Consider the following 13,144-nt stretch of genomic DNA (forward strand, 5'->3'; position numbering starts at 1 on the left):
CTTGTCCGCTCGCGTGTCGAATGCCTGCATCGGGCTTTCTGGCGCCGCGCCGGGCCGTGTGCCTCGCGCACCCGGGCCGCACAGCTTTTTGTCGCCCTGCATGCCTTGCACGCAATCCTGCCGTTCGTGCACCATGGCGCCCTCAGTTGCCGGAGTTTCTCGGATGTCTGTCCCCACGCACGGCGCGCATGGCGCGCCTTTCACCTCGCTTTGTTTCGCCCGGATCCTGACAGCGTCGGCGCTGCTTGCCGCATTCACCGGCAGCGCGCTCGCGCCCACGGTTGCGGTGGCGAAAACGCCTCCGCCCAAGGCCGTATTCGACGCGTCGGCGGTGGCCGTGCCGGACCGCTACAGCGCCGATACGGCGCAGCAGATCTTCGCCGCCGGCGGCAACGCAGTGGACGCCGCTGTCGCGATCGCCTTCACGCTGGCCGTGACCAGTCCGGACGCGGGCAATCTCGGCGGCGGCGGGTTCATGACCGTGTTCATGGACGGCAAGCCATACTTTCTGGACTACCGCGAGCGCGCGCCGCAACAGGCGACCCGCGACATGTACCTCGACGACAAGGGCAACGTGCTGCCGGGCATGAGCGCCGTCGGCCACCGCGCGGTGGCCGTGCCGGGAACGGTCGATGGCATGTGGCAGGCGCAGCAGCGGTTCGGCAAACTGAAATGGAAGCAGGTGCTGGCGCCCGCGGTCCGCTATGCCGCGGACGGCTTCCAGGTCGAGCCGTGGTTGCAGCAGCGCCGCGACGCGGCGGCGAAAAGCTTCGCCGGCAAGACCAATTTCGACGCCTACTTTTCCAATCTGAAAGCGGGTGTCACGTACCGTCAACCCGAACTCGCGCAGACACTGTCGCGCCTTGCCAGCGACGGCGGGCGCGAATTCTACGAAGGCCGCACCGCGGAGTTGATCGCCCAGCAGATGTACGGTCACGGCCTCGTCACGAAGCAGGACCTGATTCAATACAAGGCCGTGTGGCGCCAGCCGCTCACCGCCGACTGGAACGGCTACCGCGTCGTCACCGCGCCGCCGCCGAGTTCGGGCGGCGTCGGGCTGATCCAGATGCTGAAGATGAAGGCCGATCTGAAACCGGCGTTCGACGGCCTCGAGCTGAATTCCGCGCCGTATATCCATCTGATCGCTCAAATCGAGGACCGTGTGTTCGCTGACCGCCAGCAATACCTGGGCGATCCGGATTCGTTCAAGGTGCCGGTCGGCAAACTGACCGACGACGCCTACCTCGCCCAACGCGCCGACGAAGTCAAACCCGACGAAGTGCCGGGCGCGGCGCCGGTGAAGCCGGACCTCGGCGACGCGGCGCCGGAGAAAGCGCAAACGACGCATTTTTCGGTGGTCGACAAGTGGGGTAATGCGGTGTCGAACACCTACACGTTAAATGGCGACTTCGGGTCGGGCGTGGTGGTCGACGGCGCCGGCTTCCTGTTGAACGACGCCATGGACGACTTCGTCACCAGGCCCGCCGGCGCGAGCAATGCCGAAGTCAACACGGTGGCGCCCGGCCGCCGCCCGCTCTCGTCGATGACGCCGACCATGCTGTTGAAGGACGACAAGGTGTCGCTCGTGATCGGCACGCCTGGCGGCTCGCGCATTCTGACGTCGATTTTCCAGGTGATGACCGACCTGTACGACTTCAATATGCCGCCCGCCGACGCGCTCGCCGCCATGCGTTTTCATCATCAGTTGCTGCCGCAGAAGACGATCTATTTCGAGCCGTATCATCCGGTCACGGGCGAGCTGGCCGAGCAGCTGCAAGGCATGGGCTACACGCTCGAGGGTCAGTCGTTCAACGGCGACGTGCAGATGATCCGCATCGAGGGCACGACACCCGAGCCGGCGGCGGATCCGCGCGGCGTAGGCGTGGCGCGCGTGATGCGTTGACGAGCGCGGCCTCGCCCAGGACGAACCATGGCAAGTGGCGAATAACCGCAAGTGACGATCGACGAAACGACCAACGAAACAACCAACTAAACGACCAACGACGGGGAACGCGATGAGCGGACAAAAACAACGGAGCACACTCGTACTGCCCGGCTACCAAAGCTCCGGCGCCGGCCACTGGCAGACGCGCTGGGAAGCACTGAATTCGTCATTCGTACGGGTGCGGATGCCGGACTGGGACCATCCCGACCGCGACGCGTGGTGCCGCACGCTCGATGCAGCCGTGGCCGCCGCCGATGCGCCTGTCGTGTTCGCCGCGCATAGCCTCGGCTGCCTGACGGTTGCCTTCTGGGCGTCGCACTACGCGGGCGCCGCCCAGCTTGCGAAGGTGGCGGGCGCTATGCTGGTCGCTCCGCCCGATCCCGCCGAAGCCCATTTCCCGCAGGACGCGAGCGGTTTCGCACCTGTGCCGCTCACGCGCCTGCCGTTTCCGACCACTGTCGTATCCAGCAGCGACGACCCCTACGGCGGCGTGCCGTTTTCGCAGACCTGTGCGAACGCGTGGGGCAGCCGCTGGATCGATATCGGCGCGCGCGGCCATATCAACGCGGACAGCGGACTCGGCGATTGGGACGAAGGGCGCAACTGGCTGGAGTCGTTGCGCACGGCGGCTTGAACCGCGCCGCCGCGCGGCTCAAATCACCGACTGCGCCCGCAGCGCCGCGATTCTCGCCTCGTCGTAGCCGAGCACGTCGCGCAAGATGCTCTCAGTGTGTTCTCCGAGCGTGGGCGGATGCGCAAGGGCTTGCGGCGGCGTGCCGCTCATCTTGATCGGATTGCGCACGAGCTTGACGGTGCCGCCCGACGGATGCGGCAGAGCCACCTGCATCCCGCGCGCCACCACCTGCTCGTTCTCGAATACCTCGCCGAGATCGTTGATCGGTCCGCACGGCACACCTGCGGCTTCGAGCGCGGCGATCCATTGCTGCTTGCCCTGCAGGCGGACCATGTCTGCGAGAATCGGCACGAGGGTGTCACGATGCCGCACGCGCGCCGGGTTGGTGGCGAAACGCTCGTCGGTTGCCAGTTCCGGGCGGCCGCCCACCTCGACGAACTTGCGGAACTGCCCGTCGTTGCCGACCGCGACGATGATCCAGCCGTCGCTCGTCTGGAAAGTCTGGTACGGCACGATGTTGGGATGCGCATTGCCCCAGCGCACCGGCGGCTGGCCGCTCGCCAGGTAGTTCGAGTTCATGTTGGCGAGCATCGCCACCTGCACGTCGAGCAGCGCCATGTCGATGTACTGGCCTTCGCCCGTGCGGTCGCGGTGCGTGAGCGCGGTGAGCACGGCGATGGTCGAATACATGCCGGTCATGAGGTCGGCGATCGCCACGCCGGCTTTCTGCGGGCCGCCGCCCGGCTGCCCGTCGCGCTCGCCGGTAATGCTCATGAAGCCGCCGATGCCCTGCACGATGAAGTCATACCCGGCGCGCTGGGCATAGGGGCCGGTCTGTCCGAAGCCGGTCACCGAGCAGTAGATGAGATCCGGCTTCACCTCCTTGAGCGACGCGTAATCCAGACCGTATTTCTTCAACTGGCCGACCTTGTAATTCTCCAGCACCACGTCGCTCTGCGCGGCCAGTTCGCGGATGATCCGCTGGCCTTCGGGCGAGGCGATGTCGACGGTGACCGAGCGCTTGTTGCGGTTCGCCGCGAGGTAATACGCGGCCTCGCGCGTGTCCGCGCCTTCGGGCGTCTTGAGATACGGCGGCCCCCAGTGGCGCGTGTCGTCGCCCACTTCGGGGCGCTCTATCTTGATCACGTCGGCGCCGAAATCGGCAAGGGTCTGCGCGCACCAGGGTCCGGCGAGCACGCGTGTGAGATCCAGCACGCGGATATGACTGAGAGCGCCCATATTCGTAGATGTCTCCTGGGTGGCGAAGCGGCGCGCGAGACGCCGCGGATGGGGGCAATCTTAAGCGATTCCGGCACGCGGGCGGAGTCAGCCGAATGGCATAGGACCAACTACGCGCCCGGCAATGTCCCGCCCGGGCCCGCTCAAACCTGGCCGAACGGCTAACCGTGCAGGGCGCGCTGCCGCGCACGGGCGCCGATCCCGTATAATCAGTCGTTTAAGAAACAAACAGTTGGCGCATCCCATGATGCCGCCGGTAACAGCCAGGGAACTGGCAAACCCGTCCCCCGCACGCTATGAAAGCCGCCGAAATCCGCGACAAATTCCTCAAGTTCTTCGAATCGAAGGGCCATACGATCGTCCGCTCGTCGAGCCTTGTGCCCGGCAACGACCCGACCCTGCTCTTCACCAATTCGGGAATGGTGCAGTTCAAAGATGTGTTCCTCGGCGCGGAGTCGCGTCCGTATTCGCGCGCCACGACCGCGCAGCGCAGCGTGCGCGCCGGCGGCAAGCACAACGATCTGGAAAACGTCGGCTACACCGCGCGTCACCACACGTTCTTCGAAATGCTGGGCAACTTCTCGTTCGGCGACTACTTCAAGCGCGACGCGATCCACTACGCGTGGGAGTTGCTGACAGGCGTGTACCAGCTGCCCAAAGACAAGCTGTGGGTCACCGTCTATCACGAAGACGACGAAGCGCACGACATCTGGGCGAAAGAAGTGGGCGTGCCGGTCGAGCGCATCATCCGCATCGGCGACAACAAGGGCGCGCGCTACGCGTCGGACAACTTCTGGCAAATGGCCGACACCGGCCCGTGCGGCCCGTGCTCGGAAATTTTCTACGACCACGGCCCGGACGTGTGGGGCGGCCCCCCGGGATCGCCGGAAGAAGACGGCGACCGCTACATCGAGATCTGGAATCTCGTGTTCATGCAGTTCAATCGCGACGCGCAGGGCAACATGACGCCGCTGCCCAAGCAGTGCGTCGACACCGGCATGGGTCTGGAGCGTATCGCCGCGGTGCTGCAGCACGTGCACAGCAACTATGAGATCGACCTGTTCCAGGCGCTGATCAAGGCCGCCGCGCGCGAAACCGGCGTGAGCGACCTGACCAACAACTCGCTGAAGGTGATCGCCGACCACATCCGCGCGTGCTCGTTCCTGATCGTCGACGGTGTGATTCCGGGCAACGAAGGCCGTGGCTACGTGCTGCGCCGGATCGTGCGCCGCGCGATCCGTCACGGCTACAAGCTGGGCAAGAAGGGCTCGTTCTTCCACCGCATGGTGGCGGACCTCGTCGCGCAAATGGGCGGCGCGTACCCCGAACTGAAGGACGCCGAGCAACGCGTGACCGACGTGTTGCGTCAGGAAGAAGAGCGCTTCTTTGAAACGATCGAGCACGGCATGTCGATTCTCGAAGGCGCGCTGGCTGATCTCGAAGCCAGGGGCGGCAAGACGCTCGACGGCGAACTCGCATTCAAGCTGCACGACACGTATGGCTTCCCGCTGGATCTGACGGCAGACGTGTGCCGCGAGCGCGAAGTCACGGTCGACGAAGCCGCCTTTGACGAAGCCATGGCGCGTCAACGCGAACAGGCTCGCGCGGCGGGCAAGTTCAAGATGGCGCAAGGCCTCGAATACTCGGGCGCGAAGACCACTTTCCACGGTTACGAAGAAATCGTCTTCGACGACGCGAAAGTGATCGCTTTGTATGTGGATGGCGCATCGGTGCAGCAGGCGAGCCACGGCCAGCAGGCTGTCGTCGTGCTGGACCACACGCCGTTCTACGCGGAATCGGGCGGCCAGGTCGGCGACCAGGGCGTGCTGGCCAACGCGAGTGTGCGCTTCGCGGTGAGCGACACGCTGAAAGTGCAGGCCGACGTGGTCGGTCATCACGGCACGCTCGAACAGGGCACGCTGAAGGTGGGCGACGTCGTCAAGGCGGAAATCGACGCGGTGCGGCGCGCCCGCACGGCCCGCAACCACTCGGCCACGCACTTGATGCACAAGGCGTTGCGCGAAGTGCTCGGCGCGCACGTGCAGCAGAAGGGCTCGCTCGTCGACGCCGACAAGACCCGTTTCGACTTCGCGCACAACGCGCCGATGACCGACGAACAGATTCGCCGTGTCGAGGAAATCGTCAACGCCGAAGTGCTGGCGAACGCACCGGGCATCGTGCGCGTCATGCCGTTCGACGAAGCCGTGAAGGGCGGCGCGATGGCGCTGTTCGGCGAAAAATACGGCGACGAAGTGCGCGTGCTGGACCTGGGCTTTTCGCGTGAATTGTGCGGCGGTACGCACGTGCATCGCACCGGCGACATCGGCCTCTTCAAGATCGTCATGGAAGGCGGCGTGGCCGCGGGCATCCGTCGCGTGGAAGCGATTACGGGCGACAACGCCGTGCGCTTCGTGCAGGATCTCGATGCGCGCATCAATGCGGCCGCCGCGGTGTTGAAGGCGCAGCCGTCGGAGCTGACGCAGCGCATCGTCCAGGTGCAGGACCAGGTGAAGTCGCTGGAAAAGGAACTGAGCGCGCTGAAGTCGAAAATGGCGTCGAGCCAGGGCGACGAACTGGCCGGTCAGGCGATCGAAGTCGGCGGCGTGCACGTGCTGGCGGCCACGCTGGAAGGCGCGGACGTCAAGACGCTGCGCGAAACCGTCGACAAGCTGAAGGACAAGCTGAAGAGCGCGGCGATCGTGCTGGCTTCGGTCGAAGGCGGCAAGGTGAGCCTGATCGCCGGTGTCACGGCGGACGCCAGCAAGAAGGTCAAGGCCGGCGAGCTGGTGAACTTCGTGGCCCAGCAAGTGGGCGGCAAGGGCGGTGGCCGTCCGGATATGGCCCAGGCGGGCGGCACCGAGCCGGCGAATCTGCCGGCGGCGCTGGCCGGCGTCAAGGGCTGGGTCGAAGGCCAGCTTTGATTCGAGCATGATTGGGCCACGCGGTGCTCCGGGAGTGTGGGCGTGCCGCGTGGCCCGAGTTTTTTGCAGCCCGGCTGCGATGGGTTACACGTGGGCGCGGTGGGCTGCGTGTGTTGGTTGGCAGTTCACCTTCGCGCAATCACTCTTCAGCCGCGCCGCGCTCCGTCGGCGCTGCCGCAAAGTCAGGATACGCTTTGCGCAGCAGTTGCGAATTCAGGCATATTCGCGGGATTCTCCGGTGTCACCATCGCCTGCTTGAGCGCGTTTAGCGCGGACGAAAAATGCCCGCGCCGCCAGACGAGCAGTGTGTCGATCACGCCGATGTCGGGCAGTTCATGCACTGCGATATTGGTGGCGTCGGCCTGCAAATCCAGCACCGACCGCGGCGCGACCGCCACACCCGCACCAGCGGCCACGCACGCCACGATTGCGTGGTAGGAGCCCAGCTCCAGTATGCGCGCCGGCCTCACGCCGTGTTCCAGATACCACTTCTCGATATAAGCCCGGTAAGCGCAGCCGCGCTCGAACGCGATCAGCGTCGACAGCGCAATGTCCCGAACGTCGTGGATCGGCCGGTGGCCGCGAGGCGTCAGCATCACCAGTTCTTCCCGGAACACCGGCACCGACTCGAATAATTCGCCGAGCGCGGCCGGGTCCAACGGCGTCGCCACCAACGCGGCATCCACTTCGAATTCGCGTACCCGCTCGATCAGCTTGCCGGTCGTGCCGGTCTCCAGTTCCAGCGCGACCGCGGGCCACCGCTGGTGGTAACGCGCGAGCAGCGCGGGAAGACGCGTTGCCGCGACGCTTTCCATCGTGCCCAAACGCAGGCGTCCGCTCGGCCGGTCTTCTCGCACCGCGTGGCGGGCCTCGTCCGCGAGCGCGAGCAGACGCTCGGCGTAGGGCAGCAGCGTCTCGCCGGCGGGCGTCAGCACGAGACGGCGGCCGTCGCGGATGAACAGGTCGGTGCCCAGCTGCTCTTCGAGCTGCTTGATGCGCGTGGTGACGTTCGATTGCACGCGATTGAGCTTGGCAGCGGCGCGCGTCACGCCGTTTTCCCGCACGACGGCGCGAAATATGGTCAAGGCGGCCAGATCCATGATTCTCTCCTGGCGATTGGTGGTATCCGAATTATTCATTTTTCGTGATTGAAAGGTCAAGCTACTATGGACTCAATCCATCCGGTCTGCTGACTGCCTCAATCGCCGCCCACCCATGAACGACTCCGCCTCCCTCGCCTACGGCCCCCTTGACGGGCGTCACGCCGCCCGCCGCGCCGCGCTTGCCTGCATGGTCACGCTGGCCGTCGCGCTCGGCATCGGGCGCTTTGCGTTCACGCCGCTCCTGCCGCTGATGCTTCACGGCAGCGCATTCGGCCAGCCGCAGATCGACATCCAGCAAGGCGGCTGGCTGGCATCTTTCAATTACGCGGGCTATTTCGTCGGCGCGGTCAGTTGCGCCGCGCTGCGGGTCGAGCCGGCGCGCATGGTGCGCGCGGGGCTTGCCGCGACGGTGCTGCTGACCTTGGCGATGGGGGTGACGAGTCAGTTCTGGGTGTGGGCGGCGGTGCGCTTCGTCGCTGGGGCGGTCAGTGCGATGACGTTCGTGTTTGCGTCGCAATGGGGTTTGCGGCGGCTCGCCGAACTCCGTGCGCCCGAGTGGGGCGGGGTGATCTATACGGGGCCGGGCGCGGGCATTGTGGGAACGGGCCTGCTGGTCACTGCGGCGGATGGGTATGGGCCCGCGACCGGGTGGATCGGTTTCGGGCTGGTTGCCGCAGTGCTGTCGATTGCGGTTTGGCCGGTGTTCAGCGGGCGCGGACATGGGCCGCGTGCTTACGCGGCGGGTTCCGATGGCAAGGCCGCCGCCACTGAGTTCACCGTCACCGAGGCCATGGGCCGGGACGCCGCCGTCACTACCCAAGCTGCGGCGTCCCCGTCCGCCGCGACTCACGCCGTCCAGACCCAAGCTGCCGCGTCCCCGTCCGTCGGGACTCATGCCGTCCGGACCCAAGCCGCCGCGTCCCAAGCCGCCGCGTCCCAAGCCGCCGCGTCCCAAGCCGCCTTGAATCACACCACCTCAAATCACGCCCCCTCAAATTCCACCCCCTCAAATTCCACCCCCACCAAAACCACCGCCCACCCCGCCGACGCCTTCTGGCTCGTCCTCCTCTACGGCATCCCCGGTTTCGGCTACATCATCACCGCGACTTTCCTGCCGGTAATCGCACGTCATGCGTTGCCCGGCTCGTCCTGGCCCGACCTGTTCTGGCCGATGTTCGGCGCGGCGCTGATCGTCGGCGCACTGCTGGCGGCGCGTTTGCCGGTGCATTGGGATAACCGCTCGCTGCTCGCCGGCTGCTATGTGCTGCAGGCAGGCGGCATCGCGCTCGGTATCGTCTGGCCGACAGCGGGCGGCTTTTCATTGGGCAGCATCCTGATCGGTCTGCCGTTCACCGCGATCACGCTGTTTGCGATGCGCGAGGCGCGGCGTCTGCGCGGCGACGACGCAGCCGCCCTGATGGGTTATGCGACGGCCGCTTATGGCGTCGGCCAGATCGTCGGCCCGCTGGTCGCCGCGCCGATCGCCGGGCACAGCGGATCGTTTTCGCCGGCGCTGTGGCTGGCGGCGGCTGCCTTGCTGGTGGGCGCGGCCGGGTTGATCGGCGTCGCGCGCATCACTCGTGGCCGTGCCCGCATGCCCGATTGCGGCTGCAGTTGAACGCGGTTCTGCGCCGCCGCCCCGGCAGGCCCGCAAGCGAAAAACAAATAACCGAAGGGCGCACTAAAATGACCGCTTTCCCGTCATCTCAGCGCGCCTGTCGCCGGGCGCGCCGCCAGCCATGCAACATTTCGCGTCCGACAACTACGCCGGCATCTGTCCCGAAGCGCTCGATGCGCTGATCGCCGCCAACAACAGCGGCCACGAGCCGGCCTACGGCGACGACTCCTGGACCAACCAGGTCTGCGACCGTCTGCGCGAGCTGTTCCAGACCGACTGCGAAGTGTTCTTCGTGTTCAACGGCACGGCCGCCAATTCGCTGGCGCTCGCGTCGCTGTGCCAGTCGTATCACTCGGTGATCTGCCACGAACTCGCGCATATCGAAACCGACGAATGCGGCGGACCGGAGTTCTTCTCGGGCGGCTCGAAGCTGCTGACGGCGCCGGGCGTCGGCGGCAAACTCACGCCGGAGGCGATCGAAGCGGTGGTCACGCGCCGCGCCGACATCCATTACCCGAAGCCGAAAGTCGTCACGCTGACCCAATCGACGGAAGTCGGCACGGTCTACAGCGTCGAGGAAGTGCGCGCGATCGCGGCGATCGCCAAGCGGCGTCATCTGAAAGTGCATATGGACGGTGCGCGTTTCGCCAACGCGGTCGCCGCGCTGGACGTGCATCCGTCGGAGATCACGTGGCGCGCGGGCGTCGACGTGCTGTGCTTCGGCGGCACCAAGAACGGCTTGCCGGTCGGGGAAGCGGTGGTGTTTTTCGACCGCGCGCTGGCCGCCGATTTCGCCTACCGCCTGAAGCAGGCCGGCCAGCTGGCCTCGAAGATGCGTTTCATTTCCGCGCCCTGGCTGGGTTTGCTCGACCACGACGTCTGGCTGCGCAATGCGCGCCACGCGAACGCGATGGCGCAACTGCTGCAAACGCGGTTGCAGGAAATTCCGGGCGTGAGCATCATGTTTCCCAGTGAATCGAACGCGGTCTTTGCGCAATTGCCCGCGCAAGCCGCCAAGGCAATGCGCGCGCGCGGCTGGAAGTTCTACGAATTCATCGGCGCAGGCGGCTGCCGGTTGATGTGCGCGTGGGATACGCAGCCGGAAACGGTCGAACGGTTCGCCGCCGAGGTGCGCGAGTTGTGCGCGGCGTGAGATTGCCTCCAGCGCATGGCGTGCGTGCGCCAGGCCGGGTTTGCGCCGCGGTCGCGCTCCAACCCGGGCGCTAGCCTGAGCGCGGGCCCGAGCACGGGCCCGTGCCCCGGCTGGATCGCGAACCAACCGCGAACCAACCGCCGACCACCCACGAACCAACCGCGAGCTAGCCACGAACCGACCGCCAAACCAGATACCGACCCAAACGCCACACCCCAAACCCCACACTCGATCACACAAGACAAACGGGACGTCTCTCTCACGCCATGACCGAATACCGATTCTGCCCACGCTGTTCCACGCCTCTGATCGAGCGCGCCGATGCCGCGCACGAAGGCGGCCGCGTCCGCCAGACCTGTCCCGATACCGAGTGCGGCTACGTCCACTGGAACAACCCGCTGCCGGTGGTGGCGGCGATCGTCGAATATGAAGGCAAGATCCTGCTGGCGCGTAATGCCGCGTGGCAGGAGGGCGTGTTCGCGCTGATCACGGGCTTCCTCGAAAACGGCGAGACGCCGGAAGAGGGCATTGCCCGGGAAGTGTTCGAGGAAACCTCGTTGCACGCGGAGACAGTCGAACTGATCGGCGTGTACGAATTCATCCGCAAGAACGAACTGATCATCGCGTATCACGTGAAGGCATATGGCACAGTTGCGCTGTCGCCGGAATTGCTCGAATACCGGCTGGTCGAGCCGGCCAGATTGCGGCCGTGGCGCGCGGGCACCGGCCAGGCGCTCGGCGAGTGGATGCGGCGGCGCGGCTTGCCGTTCGAGTTTGTCGAGAGGCCGGGGCAGTAGCGGACCCTTCAGCACGACATCTAAATCGAAATCGAGCTCGGGCTCGCGCTCGGGGAGGAGCACGGCATGGCCTATATTTTCTATCTGACCCATATCCATCTCGGCTACGACGCGCTGTCGCAGTTGCCGTCGGAATGCGGGCGCGTCGGCATCAAGCGGCCTCTGATCATCACCGACAAAGGCGTCGTCGCAGCCGGCCTCGCACAGCGCGCGCTCGGCGCGCTGAAATTCGGTGAGGTCCCGGTCTTCGACGACACGCCTTCCAACCCGACCGAAGCGATGGTGCTCGCGGCGGTCCAGGCTTATCGCGACGAAGGCTGCGACGGTCTGATCGCGGTGGGCGGCGGATCGTCGATCGATCTGGCCAAGGGCGTCGCGATCGCGGCGACGCACCCCGGCGCGCTGACGCAGTACGCGACCATCGAAGGCGGCAGCCCGAAGATCACGGCCGCGGCCGCGCCGCTGATCGCGGTGCCCACCACGGCGGGCACGGGCAGCGAAGTCGCTCGCGGGGCAATCGTGATCCTCAACGACGGCCGCAAGCTCGGTTTTCATTCGTGGCATCTGCTGCCGAAATCGGCGTTGTGCGATCCGGCGCTCACGCTCGGCCTGCCGCCCGGTTTGACGGCGGCCACCGGCATGGACGCGGTCGCGCACTGCATCGAGACCTTCCTCGCGCCGGCCTTCAATCCGCCCGCGGACGGCATTGCGCTCGACGGGTTGGAGCGCGCGTGGGCCAACATCGAACGCGCGACGGCGGACGGCGGCGATCGCGACGCGCGTCTGAACATGATGAGCGCCTCGATGCAAGGCGCGATGGCATTCCAGAAAGGGCTCGGCTGCGTGCATTCGCTGTCGCATCCGTTGGGCGGCTTGACGGTGAACGGCAGCACGTCGCTGCATCACGGCACGCTGAACGCGGTGGTATTGCCCGCGGTGCTGCGGTTCAACGAGAGCGCGGACAGCGTGGTGGCCGAGCGGCGTTATGCAAGAATGCGTCGCGTGATGAATTTGCCGCAGAACGCCGATCTCGCGCAGGCGCTCTTCGACATGACCGCGCGGCTCGGTTTGCCGACCGGCCTCGGGCAGATGGGCGTCGACGAAAGCATGTTCGACAAGGTGATTCAGGGTGCGCTCGCGGACCACTGTCACCGCACGAATCCCCGCGAAGCCACGGCGGACGACTATCGCCGGATGCTGACCGAGTCGCTCTGAAGAAGCCGGCAGGCGCCGCGCAACCCGCACGGCAACGCCAACCATATTCACCTACTCACGCCAGGCATGAACAAACCCGTACCCGCCGCGCGCACCGCCTATCCGCATTTCCTGCCGATTACCACGCGCTGGATGGACAACGACGTCTACGGCCACGTCAACAACGTCGTCTATTACAGCTACTTCGACACGGTGGTGAACGAGTATCTGATCCGTACCGGCGTGCTCGATTTCGAGCATGGCGCGACGATCGGGCTGGTGGTCGAAACGCACTGCAACTACTTCGCGCCGCTGGTGTTTCCCGAGCGGGTCGAGGCGGGCCTGCGGGTGGTGCGGCTCGGCACATCGAGCGTGCGCTACGAAGTGGGGCTCTTCAAGGAGGGCGAGGATCAGCCCGCCGCGCAAGGACACTTCGTGCATGTCTACGTGGATCGCGTCACGCGGCGTCCGGTGAGCCTGCCCGCCGAATTGCGCGCGGCGCTCGAACCGTTGAGCGTCGCCGGGCAGGCGGACTAGGCG

The 13,144-nt window shown here is 66.0% G+C and carries 10 protein-coding genes; 8 read left to right on the top strand and 2 right to left on the bottom strand.

The window, feature by feature from the left end:
* Window positions 1–163: 163 nt before the first annotated feature.
* Together ggt and CJU94_RS10825 are read left to right on the top strand one after the other, a co-directional pair.
* Complete coding sequence (gene ggt, locus CJU94_RS10820; protein ID WP_095418680.1) at window positions 164–1,903, top strand: gamma-glutamyltransferase; 1,740 nt, start codon at window positions 164–166, stop codon at window positions 1,901–1,903.
* A gap of 112 nt (window positions 1,904–2,015) precedes the next feature.
* The gene (locus CJU94_RS10825) at window positions 2,016–2,579 is read left to right on the top strand and encodes an RBBP9/YdeN family alpha/beta hydrolase (protein ID WP_095418681.1); all 564 of its coding nucleotides are present in this window, start codon (window positions 2,016–2,018) and stop codon (window positions 2,577–2,579) included.
* An 18-nt stretch (window positions 2,580–2,597) separates the two neighbouring features.
* Here CJU94_RS10825 and CJU94_RS10830 read toward each other — a convergent pair whose 3' ends face one another.
* Window positions 2,598–3,818 carry a CaiB/BaiF CoA transferase family protein gene (locus CJU94_RS10830; RefSeq protein ID WP_095418682.1) on the bottom strand — a complete coding sequence of 407 codons (1,221 nt, stop codon included), beginning with the start codon at window positions 3,816–3,818 and terminating at the stop codon, window positions 2,598–2,600.
* A 296-nt stretch (window positions 3,819–4,114) separates the two neighbouring features.
* On the opposite strand from CJU94_RS10830, the gene alaS reads away from it, so the two are divergent.
* Window positions 4,115–6,739, top strand: a complete 2,625-nt coding sequence (gene alaS, locus CJU94_RS10835; RefSeq protein ID WP_095418683.1) for an alanine--tRNA ligase — start codon at window positions 4,115–4,117, stop codon at window positions 6,737–6,739.
* 182 nt (window positions 6,740–6,921) lie between these two features.
* On the opposite strand, the gene CJU94_RS10840 is transcribed toward alaS, so the two are convergent.
* Window positions 6,922–7,839, bottom strand: a complete 918-nt coding sequence (locus tag CJU94_RS10840; RefSeq protein WP_095418684.1) for a LysR family transcriptional regulator — start codon at window positions 7,837–7,839, stop codon at window positions 6,922–6,924.
* A gap of 115 nt (window positions 7,840–7,954) precedes the next feature.
* On the opposite strand from CJU94_RS10840, the gene CJU94_RS10845 reads away from it, so the two are divergent.
* From CJU94_RS10845 to CJU94_RS10865, 5 genes are all read left to right on the top strand, one after another.
* Window positions 7,955–9,460, top strand: coding sequence for a YbfB/YjiJ family MFS transporter (locus CJU94_RS10845; RefSeq protein WP_095418685.1), 1,506 nt, complete (start codon window positions 7,955–7,957; stop codon window positions 9,458–9,460).
* Window positions 9,461–9,581: 121 nt separating this feature from the next.
* The gene (locus tag CJU94_RS10850) at window positions 9,582–10,613 is read left to right on the top strand and encodes a threonine aldolase family protein (RefSeq protein WP_095418686.1); all 1,032 of its coding nucleotides are present in this window, start codon (window positions 9,582–9,584) and stop codon (window positions 10,611–10,613) included.
* Between the two features lie 266 nt (window positions 10,614–10,879).
* A complete protein-coding gene (locus CJU94_RS10855) occupies window positions 10,880–11,410 on the top strand; it encodes an NUDIX domain-containing protein (protein ID WP_095418687.1) in 531 nt (176 codons plus the stop codon).
* A gap of 66 nt (window positions 11,411–11,476) precedes the next feature.
* Window positions 11,477–12,625: an iron-containing alcohol dehydrogenase gene (locus CJU94_RS10860; protein ID WP_095418688.1), complete on the top strand. Its 1,149-nt coding sequence runs from the start codon at window positions 11,477–11,479 to the stop codon at window positions 12,623–12,625.
* A gap of 66 nt (window positions 12,626–12,691) precedes the next feature.
* Window positions 12,692–13,141: an acyl-CoA thioesterase gene (locus CJU94_RS10865; protein ID WP_095418689.1), complete on the top strand. Its 450-nt coding sequence runs from the start codon at window positions 12,692–12,694 to the stop codon at window positions 13,139–13,141.
* The last annotated feature ends 3 nt before the right edge of the window (window positions 13,142–13,144 follow it).

Source organism: Paraburkholderia aromaticivorans (assembly GCF_002278075.1).
GTDB classification, from domain to species: Bacteria; Pseudomonadota; Gammaproteobacteria; order Burkholderiales; family Burkholderiaceae; genus Paraburkholderia; species Paraburkholderia aromaticivorans.